The organism is Pseudomonas veronii (genome assembly GCF_002028325.1).
Lineage (GTDB): Bacteria > Pseudomonadota > Gammaproteobacteria > Pseudomonadales > Pseudomonadaceae > Aquipseudomonas > Aquipseudomonas veronii.
Genome location: NZ_CP018420.1, coordinates 1,103,198 through 1,127,198 on the forward strand (window position 1 = coordinate 1,103,198; position 24,001 = coordinate 1,127,198).

The window sequence follows — 24,001 nt, forward strand, 5'->3', positions numbered from 1 at the left end:
GTGCCGTTAACCTGCGCGGCGGAGAGTCGATTGGACAGTCGCTGCCCTCTATGAAAATTAGGGGGGGGAGGAAAGTCCGGGCTCCATAGGGCGAAGTGCCAGGTAATGCCTGGGAGGCGTGAGCCTACGGAAAGTGCCACAGAAAATAACCGCCTAAGCACTTCGGTGCCGGTAAGGGTGAAAAGGTGCGGTAAGAGCGCACCGCACGTCTGGCAACAGTTCGTGGCTAGGTAAACCCCACTTGGAGCAAGACCAAATAGGGTCCCAAGGCGTGGCCCGCGCTGGGACCGGGTAGGTTGCTAAAGATGTCCAGTGATGGCCATCGTAGACGAATGACTGTTCAAGACAGAACCCGGCTTATAGATCGACTCTCCACCTTTTTTCCTTCTGTCCGAATCTCGTGCAGAAACCCGGTAGTAACGCAAGAATCCCTCCCTGCCAAATCATTGGCAGATGCATCTTGGTAATACCAAAAAAATCTTACTCTTAATAAATTACTTTAACTTTGAAGCATAGCTCTTTGAGCTATTTGTGCTTATTGAGCCAAAAATACCGCTGAACTCTGATTTCTCCTCCTCTTGCGCTCCTAAATCTCCGTTCTGTAAGGCTTTTCCTTGAATCCGCGCCTTGACGGTGTGGTGGACGCATTCCTATAGTGTGCGCAAGTGGCGGAAAGTGGCACAAAGTGGGTTTTTTTAACGTAAAGCGCTAAAATTTGGAGAAACGCATCTGTGTTTCGCGGAGCTAACGCTATCAGTCTCGATGCAAAAGGCCGTCTCGCTATGCCGAGCCGGTATCGTGACGAGCTGATTTCGCGAAGTTCCGGGCAGTTAATCATCACGATCGATGCCGTTGACCCTTGTTTATGCGTTTACCCCCTCGATGAGTGGGAGTTGATTGAAACCAAACTGCGTGCCTTGCCTTCATTGCGTGAAGAAAACCGCCGTCTGCAGCGTTTGCTGATCGGTAATGCCGTCGACCTCGAACTCGATGGCAGTGGTCGTTTCCTGGTGCCTCCGCGTCTGCGCGAGTACGCCAAGCTCGACAAGCGCGCAATGCTGGTGGGCCAACTGAACAAGTTCCAATTGTGGGACGAAGATGCCTGGGATGCTGTTTCTGCAGCTGACCTGGCTGCTATTCAACAACCGGGCGCCATGCCTGATGAACTGCGTGATTTGATCTTGTGACTATTGATAGCGGCTTTAACCACATCACCGTACTGCTTGACGAAGCCGTTGAGGCTCTCGCCGTACGCGCGGATGGCTGCTATCTGGATGGCACCTTCGGCAGGGGCGGGCACAGCCGGTTGATACTCAGCCAGCTCGGGTCCGACGGTAAACTTCTCGGGTTCGACAAAGACCCCCAGGCGATTGCCACCGGGCAAGCGCTAGCGGCCGAAGACGGCCGCTTTGTCGTTGTACAACGCAGCTTTGCCGAGCTGGGTGCCGAAGTCGCCGAGCGCGGCATGGCAGGCAAGGTGGCCGGGGTTTTGCTCGACCTGGGCGTGTCCTCGCCGCAGCTCGATGACCCGGAGCGCGGTTTCAGTTTCATGAACGACGGCCCGCTGGATATGCGTATGGACCCCACCCGTGGTGTCAGTGCCGCCCAGTTCATCGCCACCGCGCCGGTGGAAGAAATCGCCCGTGTGTTCAAGGAATACGGTGAAGAACGCTTCGCCGGTCGCATGGCGCGCGCCGTGGTCGAGCGCCGCGAAATCCAGCCGTTCGAGCGCACCGCCGACCTGGCGGAAGTGCTGAAAGTCGCCAACCCTGCCTGGGAAAAGGGCAAGAACCCGGCGACCCGTGCGTTCCAGGGCCTGCGCATTCACGTCAACAATGAGTTGGGCGATCTGGAAGCCGGCCTCGAAGCCGCGCTGGAAGCCTTGGAAGTGGGCGGGCGCCTGGTGGTGATCAGCTTCCACTCCCTGGAAGACCGCATCGTCAAACTGTTCATGCGTCGCCTGGTCAAGGGTGAATCCGACAACCTGCCACGCAACCTGCCGGTGCGTTTCGAAGCCTTCGTGCCGAAAATCAAAATCCATGGCAAGGCGCAGTTCGCTTCCGAAGCTGAACTCAAGGCCAACCCACGCTCCCGTAGCGCCGTCATGCGCGTCGCGGAGAAGTTGCGGTGAGCAGGCTCTTCGCCAAGCCCCTCCCGGGCGGCAGCTTCTTTATGTTGCTGCTGTTTATCGGCGTGCTGGTGTCCGCGATTGCGGTGTCCTACAGCGCCCATTACAACCGCCAACTGCTCAATACCCTGTACGGCGAATTGAGTGTGCGTGATAAAGCGCAGGCGGAGTGGGGCCGGTTGATCCTCGAGCAAAGCACCTGGACCGCCCATAGCCGCATCGAAATACTGGCCACCGAACAGTTGAAGATGCACATCCCCGGCGCGGCCGAAGTTCGAATGGTGGCGCCATGATGAAACTCGAAGGCGCACTTTACCCGTGGCGCTTCCGCCTGATGCTCGGCTTGCTGGCCTTGATGGTCGGCGCCATCGCCTGGCGGATCATCGACCTGCAGGTGGTCGACCGCGACTTCCTGATCGGCCAGGGCGATGCCCGTAGCCTGCGACATATTCCGATTCCTGCACACCGCGGCCTGATCACCGACCGTAACGGCGAGCCCCTGGCCGTCAGTACGCCGGTGACCACGCTGTGGGCCAACGCCAAGGAATTGCAGGTAGCCAAGGACAAATGGCCACAACTGGCTGCCGCGTTGGGTCAGGACCCGAAAGCCCTGGCCGAGCGCCTGGAAGCCCAGGCCAATAAAGAATTCATCTACCTGGTTCGCGGCCTCACCCCCGAACAGGGCCAGCAAGTGCTCGACCTCAAGGTCCCCGGTGTCTATGGCATCGAGGAATTCCGCCGTTTCTACCCGGCCGGTGAAACCACCGCGCACATGGTTGGCTTTACCGACATCGACGACCATGGTCGCGAAGGGGTTGAGCTGGCCTACGATGAATGGCTGGCCGGCGTGCCCGGCAAGCGACAGGTCATCAAGGATCGGCGCGGCAGACTGATCAAAGACGTCCAAGTCACCAAAAACGCCAAGGCCGGCAAGCCCTTGGCGTTGTCGATTGACCTGCGCCTGCAATACCTGGCCAACCGCGAGCTGCGTAACGCGATCATCGAGAACGGCGCGAAGGCCGGCAGCCTGGTGATCATGGACGTGAAGACCGGCGAGATCCTCGCCATGGTCAACCAGCCGACCTACAACCCGAACAACCGTCGCAACCTGCAACCGGCGATGATGCGCAACCGCGCGATGATCGACGTGTTCGAGCCGGGTTCGACCATGAAAGCCATCTCCATGAGTGCCGCCCTGGAAACCGGGCGCTGGAAGCCCAGCGACAAGGTCGAGGTCTACCCCGGCACCCTGCAGTTGGGCAAATACACCATTCGTGACGTGTCGCGTACCGAAGGCCCGGTGTTGGATCTGACAGGTATCCTGATCAACTCCAGTAACGTGGGCATGAGTAAGGTCGCCTTCGATATCGGCGGCGAAACCATCTACCACCTGGCGCAAAAGATTGGCCTTGGCCAACCCACCGGCCTGGACTTCCCGGGTGAGCGCGTGGGCAACCTGCCGAACTACCGCGACTGGAAAAAAGCCGAGACCGCCACGCTGTCCTACGGCTATGGCCTGTCGGTGACCGCGATCCAGCTGGCCCATGCTTTCTCTGTATTGGCCAATAACGGTCGGATGGTTCCTTTGAGCCTGATCCACGTCGACGAAGCGCCGAAAGCGACCCAGGTGATTCCGGAAAACGTCGCCAAGACCATGCAAGGCATGCTGCAACAAGTGATCGAAGCACCGCGTGGCGTATTCCGCGCCCAGGTGCCGGCGTATCACGTGGCCGGCAAGTCGGGTACTGCGCGTAAGACCTCGGTCGGCACCAAAGGCTATGCCGAGAACTCCTATCGCTCGCTGTTCGCCGGTTTCGGCCCGATGAGCGACCCGCGCTACGCCATCGTCGTCGTGATCGATGAACCGAGTAAAGCGGGCTACTTCGGTGGCCTGGTGTCGGCGCCGGTGTTCAGCAAAGTGATGTCCGGCACCCTGCGCCTGATGAACATCACGCCGGACAACCTGCCGCCGACCCAACAAGCGAACGCCGGACCACCGGCCGCCGCGGTAAAAGCCAATGGAGGGCGCGGCTGATGTCTCTTAGCCTGAACAAGATTTTTGCCCATGCCGGTCGCGATCTGCTGATCCGCGAGCTGACGCTGGACAGTCGTAATGTACGCGCCGGGGACCTGTTTCTGGCGGTGCCTGGCGGCAAATACGATGGCCGCGCGCACATCGCCGATGCCCTGCAACGCGGCGCCGCCGCCGTGGCGTATGAAGTGGACGGTGCCACCGTGCTGCCGATCACCGACGTGCCGTTGATTCCCGTCAAGGGCCTGGCCGCGCAACTGTCGGACATCGCCGGGCGTTTCTACGGCGATCCGAGCCGCCACCTGAACCTGATTGGCGTGACCGGCACCAACGGCAAGACCAGCGTGACCCAACTGGTCGCCCAGGCGCTTGACCTGTTGGGCCAGCACTGCGGCATCGTCGGCACCCTGGGCACCGGTTTCTATGGCGCGCTGCAAAGCGGCCTGCACACCACGCCGAACCCGATCGCCGTGCAAGCGACCCTGGCCGACCTGAAAAAGGCCGGTGCCAAGGCGGTTGCCATGGAAGTGTCGTCCCACGGTTTGCACCAGGGCCGCGTTGCTGCGCTGGCTTTCGATGTGGCGGTGATGACCAACCTGTCCCGCGATCACCTGGACTACCACGGCACCATGCAAGCCTACGCCGCCGAGAAGGCCAAGCTGTTTGCCTGGAACGACCTGAAGTGCCGCGTGGTGAACCTGGATGACGCGTTCGGTCGCGAGCTGGCTGCCCAAGACAGCGAAGCGCGCCTGATCAGCTACAGCCTGGAAGACTCCCGCGCCTATCTGTATTGCCGCGAAGCCCAATTCAATGACGAGGGCGTGCGCGCCACGTTGGTGACGCCGCAGGGCGAGCACCATTTGCGCAGCACCTTGCTGGGTCGTTTCAACCTGAGCAACGTCCTCGCGGCGATCGGTGCGCTACTCGGTCTGGATTACGCGCTCGATGAAATCCTGCGCGTGCTGCCGAAGCTGGAAGGCCCGGCCGGTCGCATGCAACGTCTGGGCGGCGGTTCGCAGCCGCTGGTGGTGGTCGATTACGCCCACACCCCGGACGCACTGGAAAAAGTCCTGCTGGCCCTGCGCCCACACGCCAAGGGCAAGTTGCTGTGCCTGTTCGGCTGTGGCGGTGATCGCGATCGCGGCAAGCGTCCATTGATGGCCGAGATTGTCGAGCGTCTGGCCGATGGCGTGCTCGTCACCGACGACAACCCGCGCAGCGAAGACCCGAGCCAGATTTTCGACGACATCCGCGTCGGCTTCAAAGACCCATCCAAAGCCAGTTTCATTGCCGGTCGCGGCGCGGCCATTGCCCAATTGATCGCCAGCGCCAGCGTCGACGATGTCGTGGTACTGGCTGGTAAAGGTCACGAGGACTACCAGGAAATCAACGGCGAACGCCACGCTTTCTCCGATCTGGTCGAGGCCGATCATGCCTTGACCGCCTGGGAGGTCGCCCATGCTTAAAGCGATGAAATTCAGCGAGCTGACCCAGGCCCTCTCGGCGCGCATGCTGTCGGGTGATTGCAGTTTCAATGGCGTCAGTATCGATAGCCGTGCGATCAAGCCGGGCCAACTGTTTGTTGCCCTGGCCGGTCCGCGTTTCGACGGCCATGACTACCTGAATGAAGTCGCCGCCAAAGGCGCAGTCGGTGCCCTAGTGCAACGCGAAGTGACGGACTCCACCCTGCCGCAATTGCTGGTGGCCGACACGCGCCTGGCCTTGGGCCAACTGGGTGCGCTGAACCGTGCCGCGTTCACCAAGCCGGTGGCCGCGATCACCGGCTCCAGCGGCAAGACCACGGTCAAGGAACTGCTCGCCGGTGTCCTGCGCACGCGCGGGCCGGTGCTGGCCACCCGTGGCAACCTGAACAACGATTTCGGCGCACCGCTGACCCTGCTCGAACTGGCCCCGGAACACACGGCGGCCGTGATCGAGTTGGGCGCTTCGCGTATTGGCGAAATTGCCTACACCGTGGCGCTGACCAAGCCTCACGTGGCAATTATCAACAACGCCGGGACCGCCCACGTCGGCGAGTTCGGCGGCCCGGAAAAAATCGTCGAAGCCAAGGGCGAAATCCTCGAAGGCCTCGATGCCTCGGGCATAGCTGTGTTGAATCTTGACGACAAGGCCTTCGAGACCTGGCGTGTACGCGCCGCCGGTCGCAAGGTGCTGACGTTCGCCGTGCTGAATGCTGCGGCCGATTTCCACGCGTCGAACATCGCGGTCGACGCCCGTGGTTGCCCGTCCTTTACCTTGCATTCGCCGCAAGGCGAGCAGCATGTGCAGTTGAACCTGCTGGGCAACCATAACATCGCCAATGCCTTGGCGGCCGCGGCTGCGGCTTACGCCCTGGGCGTGTCGCTGTTCGGCATCGCCACCGGCCTGGGCGCGGTGCAACCGGTCAAGGGCCGTACCGTCGCGCAATTGGCCAGCAATGGCATGCGCGTGATTGATGACACTTACAACGCCAACCAGTCCTCGGTCTGCGCCGCCATCGACCTGCTCAAGGGTTTCGATGGGCGCAAGGTGCTGGTGCTGGGTGATATCGCCGAACTGGGCGATTGGGCCGAACAGTCCCATCGGGAAGTCGGCGCTTACGCCAGCGGCAAAGTCGACGCGCTCTACGCCGTCGGCCCGAACATGGCTCATGCCGTCAATGCCTTCGGCCCCGGTGCGCGGCATTTCGCCACCCAGGCCGAGTTGATCCAGGCGCTGCGTGTGGGCGAACAAGACAAACACACAACCATTTTGATCAAGGGATCGCGCAGCGCGGTGATGGAAAACGTCGTCGTGGCCTTGTGTGGCTCAAGTACGGAGAAACATTAATGCTGCTGCTGCTGGCTGAGTATCTGCAACAGTTCCACAAAGGCTTCGCGGTCTTCCAGTACCTGACCCTGCGCGGGATTCTGGGCGTGCTGACCGCGCTGTCTCTGTCGCTGTTCCTGGGGCCGTGGATGATCCGCACCCTGCAGAACCTGCAAATTGGTCAATCGGTTCGCAATGACGGCCCGCAGTCGCACCTGTCCAAATCCGGCACCCCGACCATGGGCGGCGCGCTGATTCTGTCGTCCATCGGCATCAGCACCTTGCTCTGGGCCGACCTGTACAACCGCTACGTTTGGGTGGTGCTGCTGGTGACCTTGTTGTTCGGCGCCATCGGCTGGGTCGATGACTATCGCAAAGTGATCGAGAAAAACTCCAAGGGGCTGCCAAGCCGCTGGAAGTATTTCTGGCAGTCGGTGTTCGGCCTGGCCGCCGCGATCTTCCTCTACATGACGGCTCCAAGCGCGGTCGAGACCACCTTGATCATCCCGATGCTCAAGGATGCGAGCATTCCGCTGGGCATCGGCTTCGTGGTGCTGACCTACTTCGTCATCGTCGGCTCCAGCAACGCGGTGAACCTGACCGACGGCCTCGACGGCCTGGCGATCATGCCGACGGTGATGGTGGGCGGCGCACTGGGCATCTTCTGCTACCTGTCGGGTAACGTGAAATTCGCTGAATACCTGCTGATCCCGTATGTGCCGGGCGCCGGTGAACTGATCGTGTTCTGCGGCGCGCTGATCGGTGCCGGGCTGGGCTTCCTGTGGTTCAACACCTATCCCGCGCAAGTGTTCATGGGCGATGTCGGCGCACTGGCGCTGGGCGCGGCCCTGGGCACCATCGCGGTGATCGTTCGCCAGGAAATCGTGCTGTTCATCATGGGCGGTGTGTTCGTGATGGAAACCCTGTCGGTGGTCATCCAGGTGGCTTCTTTCAAATTGACCGGGCGCCGCGTGTTCCGCATGGCGCCGATCCACCACCACTTTGAACTCAAGGGCTGGCCTGAGCCGCGTGTGATCGTCCGATTCTGGATCATCACCGTGATTCTCGTGCTGGTCGGCCTTGCCACCCTGAAACTGAGGTAGAAACGAGTGTCCCTGATCGCTTCAGACCACTTCCGCATCGTTGTCGGCCTCGGCAAGAGCGGCATGTCCCTGGTTCGCTTCCTGGCGAACCAGGGCACGTCGTTTGCCGTCGCCGATACGCGGGAAAATCCACCGGAGCTGGTCACGCTGCGCCGTGACTACCCGCACGTGGAAGTGCGTTGTGGCGAGTTGGATGTCGAGTTTCTGTGCCGTGCCGACGAGCTCTACGTGAGCCCCGGCCTGGCCCTGGCGACACCGGCCCTGCAAGCCGCGGCGGCGCGTGGCGTGAAGCTGTCCGGCGATATCGACCTGTTCGCGCGTAACGCGAAGGCGCCGATCATCGCGATCAGCGGTTCCAACGCGAAAAGCACCGTGACCACCCTGGTCGGCGAGATGGCGGCTGCGGCCGGCAAGCGCGTGGCCGTGGGCGGCAACCTCGGCACCCCGGCGCTGGACCTGCTCAGCGACGACGTCGAGCTGTACGTGATGGAACTGTCGAGCTTCCAGCTGGAAACCACCCACGACCTGGGCGCTGAAGTGGCCACCGTATTGAACGTCAGCGAAGACCACATGGACCGCTACAGCGGCCTGCCGGCCTATCACCTGGCCAAGCACCGGATCTTCCGCGGCGCCAAACAAGTGGTGGTCAACCGCCAGGATGCCCTGAGCCGTCCGCTGATGGGCGAGGGCCTGCCGTGCTGGACCTTCGGCCTGGGCAAACCCGACTTCAAGGCCTTCGGTATCCGTGAAGAGAACGGCGAGAAATACCTGGCCTTCGAATTCCAGAACCTGATGCCGGTGCGCGAGCTGAAAATCCGTGGCGCCCACAACCAATCCAACGCCCTCGCGGCCTTGGCGCTGGGGCATGCCGTGGGCTTGCCGTTCGATGCCATGCTCGCGAGCCTGCGCACCTTCGGCGGCCTCGAGCATCGCTGCCAGTGGGTCCGCGACCTGAATGGCGTCAGCTATTACAACGACTCCAAGGCCACCAACGTCGGTGCGGCCCTGGCCGCCATCGAAGGCCTGGGTGCCGATATCGACGGCAAGCTGTTGCTGATCGCCGGTGGCGACGGCAAAGGCGCCGACTTCAAGGACCTCAAGGGGCCGGTGGCCCAGCATTGCCGCGCCGTGGTGCTGATGGGCCGCGATGCCGACTTGATCGCCGCCGCCCTTGGTGATGCGGTGCCGCAAGTGCGCGCCAGCTCACTCGACGACGCGATTGCCCAGTGCAAAGCCCTGGCCCAGCCGGGTGATGCGGTGCTGCTGTCGCCGGCGTGCGCCAGTTTCGACATGTTCAAGAACTACGAAGAGCGCGGCCAGCTGTTCGCCCGCGCCGTGGAGGCCTTGGCATGAATCTCAACCTCCGTAACATCATCAAGCCGTACCCGTCGCCGATCATTACCGGGCGCGGCATCGACCTCGACTTCCCGATGCTCGCCGGTTGCCTGGCTTTGCTCGGCCTGGGGCTGGTGATGATCACGTCGGCGTCCTCCGAAGTGGCGGCCGTGCAGTCGGGCAACACCCTGTACATGATGATCCGTCACCTGGTGTACCTGGTGATCGGCCTCGGCGCGTGCATCGTCACCATGATGATCCCCATCGCCACCTGGCAGCGTCTGGGTTGGCTGATGCTGATCGGTGCGTTTGGCTTGCTGATCATGGTGATCCTGCCCGGCATTGGCCGCGAGGTGAACGGTTCGATGCGCTGGATCGGCTTCGGTGCGTTCAACGTGCAGCCGTCGGAAATCGCCAAGGTGTTCGTGGTGATCTACCTCGCCGGCTACCTGGTGCGGCGTCAGAAAGAAGTGCGTGAAAGCTGGATGGGTTTCTTCAAGCCGTTCATCGTGCTGCTGCCCATGGCCGGCCTGTTGCTGATGGAACCTGACTTCGGGGCCACCGTCGTGATGATGGGTGCCGCTGCGGCGATGCTGTTCCTCGGTGGGGTCGGGCTGTTCCGCTTCACCTTGATGGTGGTGCTGGCGGTGGCCGCCGTGACCGTGCTGGTGCAGGCGCAACCTTATCGGATGGCCCGTCTGATCACCTTCACCGACCCGTGGTCCGACCAGTTCGGCTCCGGCTACCAGTTGACCCAGGCGCTGATCGCCTTCGGTCGCGGCGAGTGGCTGGGCGTGGGCCTGGGCAACAGCGTGCAGAAACAATTCTACCTGCCGGAAGCGCACACCGACTTCGTGTTCTCGGTGCTCGCCGAAGAGCTGGGCGTGGTCGGTTCGCTGTGTACCGTCGCATTGTTCGTGTTCGTGTGTGTGCGCGGCATGTACATCGGCTTGTGGGCCGAGAAGGCCAAACAGTATTTCGCTGCGTATGTGGCGTATGGCTTGTCGTTCCTGTGGATCGGCCAGTTCCTGATCAATATCGGCGTGAACGTCGGCCTGCTGCCGACCAAGGGCCTGACCTTGCCGTTTCTCAGTTACGGCGGCAGTTCGTTGGTGATCTGCTGTGCCTGTCTTGGCTTGTTGCTGCGCATCGAGTGGGAGAGTCGAACCCACCTGGGCAGCGAAGAGATGGAGTTCAGCGAAAGTGACTTCGCCGAGGAGCCGACCCATGGGCGCTAACGTGCTGATCATGGCGGGCGGCACCGGGGGCCATGTGTTCCCGGCCCTGGCCTGTGCGCGCGAATTCCAGAGCCGTGGCTACAGCGTGCATTGGCTGGGAACGCCGCGCGGCATCGAAAACGAACTGGTGCCGAGCGCCGGCTTGCCGCTGCATTTGATCAACGTCACGGGCCTGCGCGGCAAGGGCAAGCTGTCGCTGCTCAAGGCACCGTTCGTGTTGCTCAAGGCGGTGTGGCAGGCGCGCAAGGTCATCCGTGAATTGCAGCCGGTGTGTGTGCTCGGTTTCGGCGGTTACGTGACCGGCCCCGGCGGCGTCGCGGCCAGGCTCGCGGGCGTGCCGGTGATCGTGCATGAGCAGAACGCTGTCGCCGGCACCGCCAACCGCTTGCTGGTGCCGCTGGCGGCGCGGGTGTGCGAAGCGTTCCCGAATACCTTCGGCGCCTCGGACAAACGTCGCACCACCGGCAACCCGGTACGCACCGAGCTGTTTATGGACATTGCCCGGCAGCCCTTGGCCGGGCGCAAGGCGCACCTGCTGATCCTGGGCGGGAGCCTGGGCGCCGAGCCGCTGAATAAATTGCTGCCGCAAGCGCTGGCGCAACTGCCTGTGGACGTGCGCCCGCAGGTCTTTCACCAGGCCGGCAAGAACCACGATGAAGTCACCGCCACGCGTTATCGCGAGGCCGGTGTCGAGGCTGATGTGCAGCCCTTCATCAAAGACATGGCCCAAGCCTATGGCTGGGCCGACCTGGTGGTCTGTCGCGCTGGTGCGCTGACCGTCAGTGAACTGGCCGCCGCCGGTCTGCCGTCCTTGCTGGTGCCTTTGCCCCATGCGATCGACGATCACCAGACCCGCAACGCCGAATATTTGGCCGGGGAGGGCGCTGCCTTCCTACTGCCGCAAAGAACGACTGGCGCCGCCGATTTGGCCGCACGCCTGACCGAGGTTTTGATGCAACCGGAACGACTCAACAGCATGGCGAGCACCGCACGCCGCCTGGCCAAACCTGACGCAACCCGCACCGTGGTCGATATCTGCCTGGAGGTGGCCCATGGTTGAGAATCAGAAAGCCATGCCGCAACCGGAAATGCGCCGCATCCGTCGTATCCACTTCGTCGGGATCGGCGGCGTGGGCATGTGTGGCATTGCCGAAGTATTGCTGAACCTGGGCTACCAGGTGTCCGGCTCCGACTTGAAAGAGTCGCCGGTCACCGAGCGCCTGAAGTCCTTCGGCGCGAAAATCTTCATCGGCCACCGCGCCGAGAACGCCGTCGAGGCCGACGTGCTGGTGGTGTCCAGCGCCGTGAACACCTCCAACCCGGAAGTTGCCAGCGCCCTTGAGCGCCGCATTCCCGTGGTGCCCCGCGCCGAGATGCTGGCCGAGCTGATGCGCTACCGCCACGGCATTGCCGTCGCCGGTACCCACGGCAAGACCACCACCACCAGCCTGATCGCCTCGGTGTTCGCGGCCGGTGGCCTGGACCCGACCTTTGTGATCGGTGGCCGCCTGAATGCAGCCGGCACCAATGCGCAACTGGGCACCAGCCGCTACCTGATCGCCGAAGCCGACGAAAGCGATGCCAGCTTCCTGCACCTGCAACCGCTGGTGGCCGTGGTCACCAACATCGACGCCGACCACATGGCGACCTACGACGGCGACTTCAACAAGTTGAAGAAAACCTTCGTCGAGTTCCTGCATAACCTGCCGTTCTACGGTTTGGCAGTGGTGTGCCTGGATGACCCGGTGGTGCGCGAGATCCTGCCGCTGGTCAAGCGTCCGACCGTGACCTACGGCTTCAGCGAAGACGCCGACGTGCGTGCGATCAATGTGCGCCAGCAAGGCATGCAGACGTTCTTCACCGTGCTGCGCCCGGACCGCGAACCGCTGGACGTGTCGGTGAACATGCCGGGCAACCACAACGTGCTCAATTCCCTGGCGACCATCTGCATTGCCTCCGATGAAGGCGTCAGCGATGAAGCCATTGTCGAGGGCCTGTCGGGCTTTGCCGGCGTGGGCCGGCGCTTCCAGGTCTACGGGCAACTGCCGGTGGAAGGTGGCGAGGTGATGCTGGTGGACGACTACGGTCACCACCCGACCGAAGTCGCCGCCGTGATCAAGGCCGTGCGCGGTGGTTGGCCGGAGCGTCGCCTGGTGATGGTCTACCAGCCGCACCGCTACAGCCGCACCCGCGACCTGTATGACGATTTCGTCAATGTACTGGCCGATGCCAACGTGCTGCTGCTGATGGAAGTCTATCCGGCCGGTGAAGAACCGATCCCAGGGGCGGACAGCCGCAAACTGTGCAACAGCATCCGTCAGCGCGGCCAGTTGGACCCGATCTACATCGAGCGCGGTGTGGACCTGGCGCCGATCGTCAAGCCGCTGCTGCGCGCCGGCGACATCCTGCTGTGCCAGGGTGCCGGTGATATCGGCGGCCTTGCGCCTAAATTGCTGGCGAGCCCCTTGTTCGTAAACAAAGCACTTGCTGCTGAACAGGGGAAGTCGAAATGACCACGAACTACGCCTCCCTGTTCTCCACCATCGCCCCTGCCGACTTCGGCCGCGTGGCCGTGCTGTTCGGCGGTAAGAGCGCTGAGCGTGAAGTGTCGCTCAAGTCCGGCAACGCCGTGCTCGAAGCGCTGCAAAGCGCGGGCGTGAATGCGTTCGGGATCGACGTGGGTGACGACTTCCTCGCACGCCTGCAGGCCGAGAAGATCGACCGCGCCTTCATCATCCTGCACGGCCGTGGTGGTGAAGACGGCAGCATGCAAGGCCTGCTGGAGTGTGCCGGGATTCCTTACACCGGCAGCGGCATCCTCGCCTCGGCGCTGGCCATGGACAAGTTGCGCACCAAGCAGGTGTGGCACAGCCTGGGAATTCCTACCCCGCGTCACAGTGTGCTGTGCAGCGAAGACGATTGTATTTCTGCAGCCAAGGAACTGGGCCTGCCTTTGATCGTCAAACCAGCCCATGAAGGCTCCAGTATCGGCATGGCTAAAGTGAACTCGGCCGCCGAATTGATCGACGCATGGAAAGCGGCAAGTACCTACGATTCGCAAGTGTTGGTGGAACAGTGGATCCAAGGTCCCGAGTACACCATCGCCACCCTGCGTGGCCAGGTATTGCCGCCCATCGCCTTGGGCACGCCCCACACCTTTTACGATTACGACGCCAAGTACCTGGCTTCCGATACCCAGTACCGGATCCCCTGCGGCCTTGACGCAAGCAAAGAACAGGAATTGATGGACCTCACGGCGAAAGCCTGTGAGGCGCTGGGTATCGCCGGTTGGGCGCGGGCAGACGTGATGCAGGACGACCAAGGGAATTTCTGGTTCCTGGAAGTCAACACCGCACCGGGCATGACCGACCACAGCCTGGTCCCTATGGCCGCGCGCGCAGCCGGCCTGGATTTCCAGCAGTTGGTGCTGGCGATCCTGGCGGCCAGCGTTGCCGGTGAAGAAAGGCAGCGAGGCTAAGACATGAAAGGCGCATCGCTTCGTCATCAGCCCCCACCCGCACCCGGCCGCAAGCCGGTGCCACGGGGTGCCAGCCGAATGGTGGCTAAAGAGCCGATGTCGGCGCGCCTGCCGAAAGCCAACTTTGGTTTCCTCAAGGCGCTGTTCTGGCCGGTGTTGCTGGTGGTGTTGGGCTTCGGCACTTACGAAGGCGCGCAGCGTCTATTGCCTTATGCCGACCGGCCGATCACCAAGATCAGCGTGCAGGGCGACTTGAGCTACATCAGCCAGCAAGCGGTGCAGCAGCGCATCGGCCCGTTCCTGGCGGCGAGCTTCTTCACCATCGACCTGGCCGGCATGCGCCGGGAGCTGGAGCAGATGCCGTGGATCGCCCACGCCGAAGTCCGCCGTGTATGGCCGGACCAGGTGACGATCCGCCTGGAAGAACAACTGCCCGTGGCCCGTTGGGGCGATGAGGCGCTGTTGAACAACCAGGGCCAGGCGTTCACCCCGCGTGAGCTGGCCAATTACGAGCACCTGCCGCAGCTGTTCGGGCCGCAGCGGGCGCAGCAGCAAGTGATGCAGCAGTACCAGGCCTTGAGCCAGATGCTGCGGCCGCTGGGCTTCTCCATTGCACGCCTGGAATTGCGTGAACGGGGCAGCTGGTTTTTGACGACCGGGGCAGGCAGTTCCGGCCCGGGCATCGAGTTGTTGCTGGGACGCGACCGCTTGGTGGAAAAGATGCGCCGCTTTATTGCCATCTATGAAAAGACCTTGAAAGAACAGATTACGAACATTGCGAGCGTCGACCTGCGTTACGCCAACGGCCTTGCCGTCGGCTGGCGTGAACCGGCTGCGCCCACGGCAGCGCAACCCGCTGTCGCGAAGAATTAAGAAGAGGCAGGACCCATGGCAAACGTGCAAAGCGGCAAAATGATCGTCGGTCTCGATATCGGCACCTCCAAGGTGGTGGCGCTGGTGGGCGAGGTCGGGGAAGACGGCACGATCGAAATCGTCGGTATTGGCACGCATCCGTCACGGGGCCTGAAGAAGGGCGTGGTGGTGAACATCGAGTCCACCGTGCAATCGATCCAGCGCGCCATCGAAGAAGCGCAGCTGATGGCCGGTTGCCGGATTCACTCGGCGTTCGTCGGCGTGGCGGGCAATCACATCCGCAGCCTGAACTCCCACGGCATCGTGGCGATCCGCGACCGCGAAGTCAGCGCGGCCGACCTTGAGCGCGTACTCGACGCCGCCCAGGCCGTGGCGATCCCGGCGGACCAGCGCGTGCTGCACACCCTGCCGCAGGACTACGTGATCGACAACCAGGAAGGCGTGCGCGAGCCCCTGGGCATGTCAGGCGTGCGCCTGGAAGCCAAGGTCCACGTGGTGACCTGCGCGGTCAATGCCGCACAGAACATTGAAAAGTGCGTGCGTCGCTGCGGCCTGGAAATCGACGACATCATTCTCGAGCAACTGGCTTCGGCCTACTCGGTACTGACCGACGACGAAAAAGAACTGGGCGTGTGCCTGGTCGACATCGGCGGCGGCACCACCGACATCGCGATCTTCACCGAGGGTGCGATCCGTCACACCGCCGTGATCCCGATTGCCGGCGACCAGGTCACCAACGACATCGCCATGGCGTTGCGCACACCGACGCAGTACGCCGAAGAGATCAAGATCCGCTATGCCTGCGCCCTGGCCAAACTGGCCGGTGCCGGTGAAACCATCAAGGTGCCGAGCGTGGGCGACCGTCCACCGCGCGAGCTGTCGCGCCAGGCCCTGGCCGAAGTGGTCGAGCCGCGTTACGACGAGCTGTTCACCCTGATCCAGGCGGAACTGCGCCGCAGCGGCTACGAAGATTTGATCCCGGCCGGCATCGTGCTGACCGGTGGCACCTCGAAGATGGAAGGCGCGGTCGAACTGGCCGAAGAGATCTTCCACATGCCAGTTCGCCTGGGCGTGCCCCATGGCGTCAAAGGCCTGGGCGACGTGGTGCGCAACCCGATTTATTCCACCGGTGTGGGCTTGCTGTTGTACGGGCTGCAAAAGCAGACCGACGGCATTTCCCTGTCGGGCCCGAGCATCCGCGACAGCTACCGCGGCGACGACGAAGCGAAAGCGCCGTTGTTCGAACGGTTGCAGGCTTGGGTCAAAGGCAATTTCTAACGATTTACCGCAACACCGTAAAAAAGCAGTAGGCGAAAAAACTAGAGAACACGAAAGGAGAGGGAAAATGTTCGAACTCGTAGACAACATCCCCGCAAGCCCGGTCATCAAAGTGATCGGTGTCGGCGGTGGCGGCGGCAACGCTGTCAACCATATGGTCAAGAGCAACATTGAAGGCGTTGAATTCATCTGCGCCAACACTGATGCCCAGGCGCTGAAGAGCATCGGCGCGCGGACCATCCTGCAATTGGGCACCGCCGTGACCAAGGGCCTCGGCGCTGGCGCCAACCCGGAAGTCGGCCGTCAAGCCGCGCTGGAAGACCGCGAGCGTATCGCCGAAGTGCTGCAAGGCACCAACATGGTGTTCATCACCACCGGCATGGGCGGCGGTACCGGTACCGGTGCAGCGCCGATCATCGCCGAAGTGGCCAAGGAAATGGGGATTCTGACGGTCGCCGTCGTGACCCGTCCGTTCCCGTTCGAAGGCCGCAAGCGCATGCAGATCGCCGACGAAGGTATCCGTCTGCTGTCTGAAAGCGTCGACTCGTTGATCACCATCCCCAACGAGAAGCTGCTGACCATCCTGGGCAAGGACGCGAGCCTGCTGTCCGCGTTCGCCAAGGCTGACGATGTACTGGCCGGTGCCGTTCGCGGTATCTCCGACATCATCAAGCGCCCGGGCATGATCAACGTCGACTTTGCCGACGTGCGTACCGTGATGAGCGAAATGGGCATGGCGATGATGGGCACTGGCTGCGCCAGCGGTCCGAACCGTGCGCGTGAAGCCACCGAAGCGGCCATCCGCAACCCGTTGCTCGAAGACGTGAACCTGCAAGGCGCACGCGGCATCCTGGTGAACATCACCGCCGGTCCTGACCTGTCCCTGGGTGAGTACTCCGACGTGGGTAGCATCATCGAAGCCTTCGCTTCCGAGCACGCGATGGTCAAAGTCGGCACCGTGATCGATCCGGACATGCGCGACGAACTGCATGTGACCGTGGTCGCGACCGGCCTGGGCGCAAAAATCGAGAAGCCTGTAAAGGTCATCGACAATACCGTTCACACCGGCCACAACAGCCACGCCAGCCAGGCGGCTGCCGCTCCAGCGCCTGCGCGCCAGGAACTGCCGTCGGTGAACTACCGTGATCTGGACCGTCCGACCGTGATGCGCAATCAGGCTCAGGCCGGTGCTGCAGCGTCCCGTAGCCCGAATCCGCAAGATGATCTGGACTACCTGGACATCCCGGCATTCCTGCGTCGTCAGGCCGATTAATGGAATGTATCAGGGCTATGAAGGTGATTGGTGTTCAGCAAAGGTCTGGTCTGCTATTATCGCCAGCCTTTGTTGATACCAGTTCGCAATTTGCGCTGAAGCGGTCCAAGCCATGATTAAACAACGCACCCTGAAGAATATTATTCGTGCCACAGGTGTAGGTCTGCACTCCGGGGAGAAGGTATACCTGACCCTCAAACCTGCACCTGTCGACACCGGCATCGTGTTTGTTCGTGCCGACCTGGACCCTGTGGTGCAGATTCCTGCTCGCGCGGAAAACGTCGGCGAAACCACGATGTCGACCACATTGGTCAACGGTGACGTCAAGGTGGACACGGTGGAGCACTTGCTCTCGGCCATGGCTGGCCTGGGCATCGATAACGCCTACGTCGAGCTCTCCGCGTCCGAAGTCCCCATCATGGATGGCAGCGCTGGTCCCTTCGTATTCTTGATTCAATCTGCCGGCCTGGAAGAACAGGACGCAGCCAAGAAGTTCATTCGCATTCTGCGGGAAGTGACAGTAGAAGACGGCGACAAACGCGCCACCTTCGTCCCGTTCGAAGGCTTTAAAGTGAGCTTTGAGATCGATTTCGATCACCCGGTATTTCGCGACCGCACCCAAAGCGCAAGCGTGGATTTTTCCAGTACTTCGTTCGTAAAAGAAGTCAGCCGCGCCCGCACCTTTGGTTTCATGAGTGACATCGAGTACCTGCGCAAGCACAACCTCGCACTCGGCGGCAGCGTTGAAAACGCCATTGTGGTCGACGCGGATGGTGTACTGAACGAAGACGGCCTTCGCTATGAAGACGAATTCGTGAAGCACAAGATCCTCGATGCAATCGGTGACCTCTACCTGCTGGGCAATAGCCTGATAGGCGAGTTCAAAGGCTTCAAGTCGGGCCACGCCCTTAACAACCAGCTGCTGCGCAAGTTGATTGAGCAGACAGATGCTTGGGAAGTCGTGACCTTCGAAGATGCCAGCACCGCACCGATCTCTTACATGCGTCCCGTTGCGGCGGTGTAAGTAACAACTCTCTTTCTTTAGTTTTTAAGGGCTGCCTTCGGGTGGCCCTTTTTATTTTCCGTGGCGAGCGAGCCACAATGGCCTGTTCGCCTCAGTCATCGCGCCGTTGCCTCCACGATGCAATTGCGCCCACTGTGCTTGGCTTCATACAGCGCGCGGTCCGCACTGAGCTGCAAGTCCTCCAGGGACATGCGACTGCGCTTGTCCCACGTACTCAGGCCAATGCTCACGGTAATCGGCCGTTCATCCCCTGCCACCCGTGGCAAGTGCTCGACGCCGCGGCGGATATGCTCGGCGATTAGCCATGCGCCCCTGATATCGGTAGACGGCAACACCACGGCGAACTCTTCACCGCCATAACGTGCGGCCAGGTCGGCCGGGCGACGGATGTTGCCGCCGATCACCTGGGCGACGTTGCGCAACGCTTCATCGCCGCCGTGATGGCCATGACGGTCGTTGAATGCCTTGAAGTGGTCGACGTCGATCATCAACAGCGTCAGCGGTTCGGCGGAGCGCTGGGCGCGGTCCCATTCCAGGCGCAGGCGTTGGTCCAGAATGCGCCGGTTGGCCAGGCCGGTGAGCGCGTCGGTGGCTGCCAGTTCTGACAGCACCTTCTCCGCGCGAAAACGGCGGCGCAGCTCCCGGCGCAGCATCCAGGTCAGCCATAACAGGCCGATACACAGGATGCCGGTGGCGCCGCCGGTCAGCGTCGCCGCGCGCTTCCATGGCGCGAACACGTCCTCACTGGACAACGCCACGACCACAATCAGCGGCAGCTCGCCGACATTGGTGAAGGTATACAGGCGCTCCTTGCCGGTGATGGTCGAGATGGCCCGAAAGCTGCCGCTTCCTTCGCGCAGCATGCGCTTGAAGTTGGGGCGATCACTCAGGTCCTTGTTGATCATGTCGCGCTCCAGCAGCGGTTGCTGGGCCAGGAGAATGCCGTGGCTGCTCAACAGGTTGACCGAGCTGCTATTGCCGATGGTCAGGCTGTTGAACAACTGATCGAAGTACGCCAGGCGCATGGTGGCCACCGCGACCCCGAGGAACTCGCCGTTGGCGCCGGTGACGCGGCGGCTGAACGCGATGCGCCAGACTTGCTCGCAATGGCACTGAATCATGAACGGCCGGCTGATGAACAGGTCGCTCTGGTTGGTGATTTTATGCACGAGGAAGTAGTCGCGATCAGCCAAATTACGCGAGGTCGGCTTGAGCGTCGAAGAGTCAGCAACGACGGCGCCATTGGCGTCCAGCAACAGCACTTGGTCTTTGAACAGCGCGGCCGTCGACAGCTCGAATTGCACCAGATGCCGGATATCCCCCGATACCTTGGACAAATCCGTGCGCTGCGTGGCGGCGATCAACCCTTGCAGCGCGAGGTCGTATAGCTCGACGTTACGCAGCACATCGGCGTTGATCAGTTGGGTGATGTTGGTGGTTGAGCGTTTCGCCGCCTGCAGGGTGCTGGCGTGTTCGCGGATCAACAGCACCGCGACGATAATCACAATCAATGCGACGGTGAAGCCGCTGCCTAGCATCAACAATAATTCTGTGCGTTCAGATGGGGTACGAAAAGGGCGTGGACTCATCGGGCAGACTTCAACGGTGAAGATACTGGCAGTTTAGTTCTACCCGATGAAAATTGATTGTTTGGTTGCAAAGAAAGTGCGGCGACTTAGAACACGTTGATCGGATAGTCGACGATCACCCGGTATTCATCCACATCCCGATCCACCGCCGAGTAGCCATTGCTGCCGCGGTTGGTCGCCCATTGCAGGCGCAGGGACAGATCCTTGGCCTTGCCGCCCTGTACCACGTATTTCACGTCGATGTCCCGTTCCCAGTGCTTGGCGTCCTGGCCGTCGGCGCTGTACCAGGCGCTGTAGCCCCGGCTGGTGGGATCGACTTTGCTCAGGTCGGTCTTACCGCTGCTGTAGGACACGGCAGTGGTCAGGCCCGGCATGCCGAGGCCGATGAAGTCGTAGGCGTACTTGAGCTTCCACGACCGCTCGTTGGGGCCGTTGAAGTCCGAGTATTGCTGGGAGTTGTCCAGGTACACGCTGTCGCCCTGGGTGATGTAGTCGAACGGTGTGTTGCCGTTCACCCGCTGGTACGCGGCGGTGACGCTGTGGCTGCCCACGGCTACGGTGAAATGCAGGCTGTAGGTGTTGTTGTCGATGTTACCCAGCAACGACTGGCCGCTGTCTTGGGTGTGGTAGTAGTGCAGGCCGGGGTTGAGGCTGACCAGGTCGTTCAGCGCGTAGGTGTAGTCCAGGTCGTAGTAGTACTGGTGCCACACATCCTTGAGTTCGGCGGCGTACAGGTTGCTGGTCAGTCCCGGTACGCCGCTGAACGACACGCCGGCCCAGTCCAGGTGCTGGCTGTCGGTGTGTTCCGGCAGTGTGCCGTAGCTGGTGCCGATGCGCTGGTGGCCGCTCTGGTTGTAGAGCTTGGTGAAGCTGGCCTGGCCGCCTTCGATCATCCAGCCGTCGAGGCTGTGGTTGGTCAGGCTTACGCCGCGAAAGGTCTGGGGCAGCATGCGGGTCAGGCCGCCGGCGATCACCGGGTTGTTGAGGAACAGGTCGCCGGCTTTCAGTTCCGTGTCGAACGCGCGCATCTTCAACGTGCCGCCTGCGGTGGAGAACGACCCCGGCGCCTTGCCGCTGCCTTGACTGTTGCCATACGGGAGGATGCTGGAGCCGTCGGTGCCGCCACCGCCGTCGAGCTTGAGGCCGAGCATGGCGTGGGCATCCAGGCCGAAACCGACGGTGCCCTGGGTGTAGCCGGATTCGAAGATGCCGAGAAAGCCCTGGCCCCATTCTTTGTTGTCATCAGTGTGGATGTCGTGACGGTCGCGGTTCATGTAGTAGTTGCGGGCGTTGAGCTTGAGGCTTGCGCCTTCGACGAAACCGTCGGCGGGGGTGGTGTCTGCTGCGTGGGCGAGGGGGGCGATCGTTGCTGTAATCGCGAGGAATAACGGGGTGAACGTCAGCGAGTTCTTCACCGGTGGAGCTCCTTTGGTCAAACGGAAACGGCCAATGTCGTGGGGGTGTGCCTGGCCTTTTTTGCGGCAAAAAAAAAGCCGCTGAAGTCAGCGGCTTTAAGACAGATTCCCAGTGTAGAGCCCTGGAAAAAAGTCGAGGGAAATTCGGGTAAGCAGGTCAGCTGTCTTTGCCGTCGCGCTCATCGATGCGTCAAATTAACGCAGGCGAGCGCTGCGATACAGAGTGTAACAAGATAATGACTGTTGCCCAAATCGCAACAGTCAGAGCTTTGGCGCATGCCAATGTGGGAGGGGGCTTGCCCCCGATAGCGGTGTATCAGTCACTGAAGTACTGACTGATCCGCCGCCATCGGGGGCAAGCCCCCTCCCACATTGGTCTGAAGTGTTCTCAAGCGTTAGACGGGCAGGGTAATACCGAAGGTGTTGCCGCCGGCGTCACTGCGCACGAATACATCGCCGCCATGCATCAGCGCAATCGCCTTGACGATGGCCAGCCCCAGCCCATGGTTGGCGCCACTGTTGCTGCGCGATGCGTCCACCCGATAGAAGCGTTCGAACAGCCGAGGCAGGTGCTCGCTGGCAATCGCGTCGCCGGGGTTGGTCACGGCGATCGCCACCTGATGCTCCCGCACGTCGATGTTCACCGCGATGACCTGCCCTGGCGCGGTGTGCTGCACCGCGTTGCTCAGCAGGTTGATCAGTGCGCGGCGCAGGTGGGCTCTTTCGATCTGCACCCGGGCGTCGCCGTGGACGTGCACCCGGACCTGGGCGTCTTCGAGGATGAAGTCCAGGTAGTCGAGGGTGGTCGCCACTTCGTCGGCCAGGGAGCTTTCGATCAGCTTGGTGGCCTTGCTGCCCTGGTCGGCGCTGGCGAGGAACAGCATGTCGTTGATGATCGAACGCAGGCGCTCCAGTTCTTCCAGGTTCGATTGCAGCACCTCGAAATAATGTTCGGCCGAGCGCCCGCGTGTCAGGGCCACCTGGGTCTGGCCGATCAGGTTGGTCAGGGGCGAGCGCAGTTCATGGGCGACGTCGGCATTGAACGATTCCAGGCGCGAGTAGGCCTGTTCGACGCGGTCCAGGGTGGCGTTGAACGAGTTGACGAACTGACGCAACTCCGGCGGCAGCGGCGACAGTTGCAGGCGCCCGGAGAGTTTCGGCGGTGCGAGTTTCTGCGCTTCGTCCGAGAGTTTACTCAGCGGCTTGAGGCCGATGCGCGAGACCCAGAACCCCAGCAGCGCCGCCAGCACCACGCCGATAAACGCCAGGCTGATCAGCGCCACCAGCAAGTGGTGCTGGGTGGCGCGGAAGTTTTCGGTGTCGATGGCGATCATGAAGCGCAACGGCGGGCGCTGGTCCTGGGCGGGGAACTGGCTCACCAGCACCTTGAACGGTTCGGTGTGATCGGCCAGGCGCAAGTCGCGCTTGCCGGTCGGGCCGGTGGCGAAGGCGCGGATCTGTGCGTCCGGGCTGCCATATTCGTAGTTCGGGTCGCTGCTCACCACCCAGAAACGGATGCGCTTGTCTTCCTCGGCCAACAACTTGAGTTTGGCCTTGATCTTGGTCCAATGCTCCGGCGTGCCGAAGCGCGTCACCGACGACTCCAACACGCTGTAGCGCGCATCCAGTTCGGCCTCGGGTAACAGGCCCAAGCCACGGTCCACCTGCTGATAGAGCGCGCCGCCGATCAACAGGAAGATCAGCAGCGCCACCAGGGTGAACATGCCGCTCAAGCGCAGCGCGATGGAGTTAGTTGACACCGCGGTTCTCCAGCACATAACCCATGCCACGGATGGTGTGCAGCAGCTTCTGTTCGAACGGCCCGTCGAGCTTGGCGCGCAGGCGTTTGATCGCGACTTCGACCACGTTGGCGTCGCTGTCGAAGTTGATGTCCCAGACCATCTCCGCGATGGCGGTCTTGGACAGGATCTCACCCTGGCGCCGCGCCAATACGCTGAGCAGCGAGAACTCCTTGGCGGTCAGGTCCAGGCGCACGCCGTTGCGGCTGGCCTTGCGGCTGATCAGGTCGATCCACAGGTCGGCGACCGTCACCTGCACCGGTTCGTGCCCGCCACTGCGGCGGGTCAGGGCTTGCAGGCGCGCCACCAGCTCCAGGAACGAAAACGGCTTGCCCAGGTAATCGTCGGCGCCTTCACGCAGGCCGCGAATGCGGTCTTCCACGCGCTCGCGGGCGGTGAGCATGATCACCGGCGTTTGCTTGCGCGCGCGCAGGGCACGCAACACGCCGAAGCCGTCGAGACCGGGCAGCATCACGTCGAGCACGATCACCGCGTAATCGTTTTCCAGCGCCAGGTGCAAACCTTCGACGCCTTCACGCGCCACGTCGACGGTGTAGCCTTGCTCCGTCAGGCCGCGATGCAGGTAGTCCGCGGTTTTTTCTTCATCTTCAACGATCAGTACGCGCAT

20 protein-coding genes and 1 other RNA gene are annotated in these 24,001 nt (G+C 62.0%); 17 read left to right on the plus strand and 4 right to left on the minus strand.

The window, feature by feature from the left end; translation table 11 throughout:
• Window positions 1–22: 22 nt before the first annotated feature.
• From rnpB to lpxC, 17 genes are all read left to right on the plus strand, one after another.
• An RNA gene (gene rnpB / locus PverR02_RS05060) (RNase P RNA component class A) lies at window positions 23–376 on the plus strand.
• A 355-nt stretch (window positions 377–731) separates the two neighbouring features.
• Window positions 732–1,187: a division/cell wall cluster transcriptional repressor MraZ gene (gene mraZ, locus PverR02_RS05065; protein ID WP_003171868.1), complete on the plus strand. Its 456-nt coding sequence runs from the start codon at window positions 732–734 to the stop codon at window positions 1,185–1,187.
• The gene (rsmH, locus tag PverR02_RS05070; protein WP_012722289.1) at window positions 1,184–2,131 is read left to right on the plus strand and encodes a 16S rRNA (cytosine(1402)-N(4))-methyltransferase RsmH; all 948 of its coding nucleotides are present in this window, start codon (window positions 1,184–1,186) and stop codon (window positions 2,129–2,131) included. Before mraZ ends, rsmH begins: the two co-directional genes overlap by 4 nt.
• Window positions 2,128–2,421 (plus strand): cell division protein FtsL, encoded by a 294-nt coding sequence (ftsL, locus tag PverR02_RS05075; RefSeq protein ID WP_017845934.1) that lies wholly within the window; start codon window positions 2,128–2,130, stop codon window positions 2,419–2,421. The genes rsmH and ftsL overlap by 4 nt, the downstream gene beginning before the upstream one ends.
• Window positions 2,421–4,163, plus strand: a complete 1,743-nt coding sequence (locus PverR02_RS05080; protein WP_164673122.1) for a peptidoglycan D,D-transpeptidase FtsI family protein — start codon at window positions 2,421–2,423, stop codon at window positions 4,161–4,163. Before ftsL ends, PverR02_RS05080 begins: the two co-directional genes overlap by 1 nt.
• Window positions 4,163–5,626: a UDP-N-acetylmuramoyl-L-alanyl-D-glutamate--2,6-diaminopimelate ligase gene (locus tag PverR02_RS05085; protein WP_017845932.1), complete on the plus strand. Its 1,464-nt coding sequence runs from the start codon at window positions 4,163–4,165 to the stop codon at window positions 5,624–5,626. The genes PverR02_RS05080 and PverR02_RS05085 overlap by 1 nt, the downstream gene beginning before the upstream one ends.
• On the plus strand, window positions 5,619–6,989 hold the full coding sequence (locus PverR02_RS05090) for a UDP-N-acetylmuramoyl-tripeptide--D-alanyl-D-alanine ligase (protein ID WP_079442877.1): 1,371 nt from the start codon (window positions 5,619–5,621) through the stop codon (window positions 6,987–6,989). The genes PverR02_RS05085 and PverR02_RS05090 overlap by 8 nt, the downstream gene beginning before the upstream one ends.
• A complete protein-coding gene (mraY, locus tag PverR02_RS05095; protein ID WP_046384653.1) occupies window positions 6,989–8,071 on the plus strand; it encodes a phospho-N-acetylmuramoyl-pentapeptide-transferase in 1,083 nt (360 codons plus the stop codon). The genes PverR02_RS05090 and mraY overlap by 1 nt, the downstream gene beginning before the upstream one ends.
• 6 nt (window positions 8,072–8,077) lie before the next feature.
• A complete protein-coding gene (gene murD / locus PverR02_RS05100; RefSeq protein WP_079442878.1) occupies window positions 8,078–9,424 on the plus strand; it encodes a UDP-N-acetylmuramoyl-L-alanine--D-glutamate ligase in 1,347 nt (448 codons plus the stop codon).
• Window positions 9,421–10,644 (plus strand): putative lipid II flippase FtsW, encoded by a 1,224-nt coding sequence (ftsW, locus tag PverR02_RS05105; protein ID WP_017845928.1) that lies wholly within the window; start codon window positions 9,421–9,423, stop codon window positions 10,642–10,644. The genes murD and ftsW overlap by 4 nt, the downstream gene beginning before the upstream one ends.
• Complete coding sequence (murG, locus tag PverR02_RS05110) at window positions 10,634–11,704, plus strand: undecaprenyldiphospho-muramoylpentapeptide beta-N-acetylglucosaminyltransferase (RefSeq protein WP_046384652.1); 1,071 nt, start codon at window positions 10,634–10,636, stop codon at window positions 11,702–11,704. The genes ftsW and murG overlap by 11 nt, the downstream gene beginning before the upstream one ends.
• Complete coding sequence (murC, locus tag PverR02_RS05115) at window positions 11,697–13,157, plus strand: UDP-N-acetylmuramate--L-alanine ligase (protein ID WP_046384651.1); 1,461 nt, start codon at window positions 11,697–11,699, stop codon at window positions 13,155–13,157. The genes murG and murC overlap by 8 nt, the downstream gene beginning before the upstream one ends.
• Window positions 13,154–14,122, plus strand: a complete 969-nt coding sequence (locus PverR02_RS05120) for a D-alanine--D-alanine ligase (RefSeq protein ID WP_017845925.1) — start codon at window positions 13,154–13,156, stop codon at window positions 14,120–14,122. Before murC ends, PverR02_RS05120 begins: the two co-directional genes overlap by 4 nt.
• A gap of 3 nt (window positions 14,123–14,125) precedes the next feature.
• Window positions 14,126–14,995, plus strand: coding sequence for a cell division protein FtsQ/DivIB (locus PverR02_RS05125; RefSeq protein WP_026139894.1), 870 nt, complete (start codon window positions 14,126–14,128; stop codon window positions 14,993–14,995).
• A gap of 15 nt (window positions 14,996–15,010) precedes the next feature.
• On the plus strand, window positions 15,011–16,273 hold the full coding sequence (gene ftsA / locus PverR02_RS05130) for a cell division protein FtsA (RefSeq protein ID WP_017845923.1): 1,263 nt from the start codon (window positions 15,011–15,013) through the stop codon (window positions 16,271–16,273).
• Between the two features lie 67 nt (window positions 16,274–16,340).
• Window positions 16,341–17,546, plus strand: coding sequence for a cell division protein FtsZ (ftsZ, locus tag PverR02_RS05135; RefSeq protein WP_017845922.1), 1,206 nt, complete (start codon window positions 16,341–16,343; stop codon window positions 17,544–17,546).
• Window positions 17,547–17,658: 112 nt separating this feature from the next.
• The gene (gene lpxC, locus PverR02_RS05140; protein WP_003171886.1) at window positions 17,659–18,570 is read left to right on the plus strand and encodes a UDP-3-O-acyl-N-acetylglucosamine deacetylase; all 912 of its coding nucleotides are present in this window, start codon (window positions 17,659–17,661) and stop codon (window positions 18,568–18,570) included.
• Window positions 18,571–18,665: 95 nt separating this feature from the next.
• On the opposite strand, the gene PverR02_RS05145 is transcribed toward lpxC, so the two are convergent.
• The 4 genes from PverR02_RS05145 to PverR02_RS05160 form a co-directional block, all read right to left on the minus strand.
• The gene (locus tag PverR02_RS05145; RefSeq protein WP_079442879.1) at window positions 18,666–20,159 is read right to left on the minus strand and encodes a sensor domain-containing diguanylate cyclase; all 1,494 of its coding nucleotides are present in this window, start codon (window positions 20,157–20,159) and stop codon (window positions 18,666–18,668) included.
• A gap of 86 nt (window positions 20,160–20,245) precedes the next feature.
• Entirely contained in the window at window positions 20,246–21,574 is a 1,329-nt protein-coding gene (locus PverR02_RS05150) for an OprD family porin (protein WP_079442880.1), read from the minus strand.
• 395 nt (window positions 21,575–21,969) lie between these two features.
• Entirely contained in the window at window positions 21,970–23,334 is a 1,365-nt protein-coding gene (locus tag PverR02_RS05155; RefSeq protein ID WP_079442881.1) for a heavy metal sensor histidine kinase, read from the minus strand.
• Window positions 23,324–24,001 (minus strand): heavy metal response regulator transcription factor, encoded by a 678-nt coding sequence (locus tag PverR02_RS05160; RefSeq protein WP_017845918.1) that lies wholly within the window; start codon window positions 23,999–24,001, stop codon window positions 23,324–23,326. Before PverR02_RS05160 ends, PverR02_RS05155 begins: the two co-directional genes overlap by 11 nt.

What these genes read in the sequence shown, in the direction of transcription:
- PverR02_RS05080 (WP_164673122.1), top strand. Translation starts at nt 2,421, where the DNA reads ATGAAACTCGAAGGCGCACTTTACCCGTGGCGCTTCCGCCTGATGCTC.
- PverR02_RS05085 (WP_017845932.1), top strand. Translation starts at nt 4,163, where the DNA reads ATGTCTCTTAGCCTGAACAAGATTTTTGCCCATGCCGGTCGCGATCTG.
- PverR02_RS05090 (WP_079442877.1), top strand. Translation starts at nt 5,619, where the DNA reads ATGCTTAAAGCGATGAAATTCAGCGAGCTGACCCAGGCCCTCTCGGCG.
- mraY (WP_046384653.1), top strand. Translation starts at nt 6,989, where the DNA reads ATGCTGCTGCTGCTGGCTGAGTATCTGCAACAGTTCCACAAAGGCTTC.
- ftsW (WP_017845928.1), top strand. Translation starts at nt 9,421, where the DNA reads ATGAATCTCAACCTCCGTAACATCATCAAGCCGTACCCGTCGCCGATC.
- murG (WP_046384652.1), top strand. Translation starts at nt 10,634, where the DNA reads ATGGGCGCTAACGTGCTGATCATGGCGGGCGGCACCGGGGGCCATGTG.
- murC (WP_046384651.1), top strand. Translation starts at nt 11,697, where the DNA reads ATGGTTGAGAATCAGAAAGCCATGCCGCAACCGGAAATGCGCCGCATC.
- PverR02_RS05120 (WP_017845925.1), top strand. Translation starts at nt 13,154, where the DNA reads ATGACCACGAACTACGCCTCCCTGTTCTCCACCATCGCCCCTGCCGAC.
- PverR02_RS05125 (WP_026139894.1), top strand. Translation starts at nt 14,126, where the DNA reads ATGAAAGGCGCATCGCTTCGTCATCAGCCCCCACCCGCACCCGGCCGC.
- ftsA (WP_017845923.1), top strand. Translation starts at nt 15,011, where the DNA reads ATGGCAAACGTGCAAAGCGGCAAAATGATCGTCGGTCTCGATATCGGC.
- ftsZ (WP_017845922.1), top strand. Translation starts at nt 16,341, where the DNA reads ATGTTCGAACTCGTAGACAACATCCCCGCAAGCCCGGTCATCAAAGTG.
- lpxC (WP_003171886.1), top strand. Translation starts at nt 17,659, where the DNA reads ATGATTAAACAACGCACCCTGAAGAATATTATTCGTGCCACAGGTGTA.
- PverR02_RS05145 (WP_079442879.1), bottom strand. Translation starts at nt 20,159, where the DNA reads ATGAGTCCACGCCCTTTTCGTACCCCATCTGAACGCACAGAATTATTG.
- PverR02_RS05160 (WP_017845918.1), bottom strand. Translation starts at nt 24,001, where the DNA reads ATGCGCGTACTGATCGTTGAAGATGAAGAAAAAACCGCGGACTACCTG.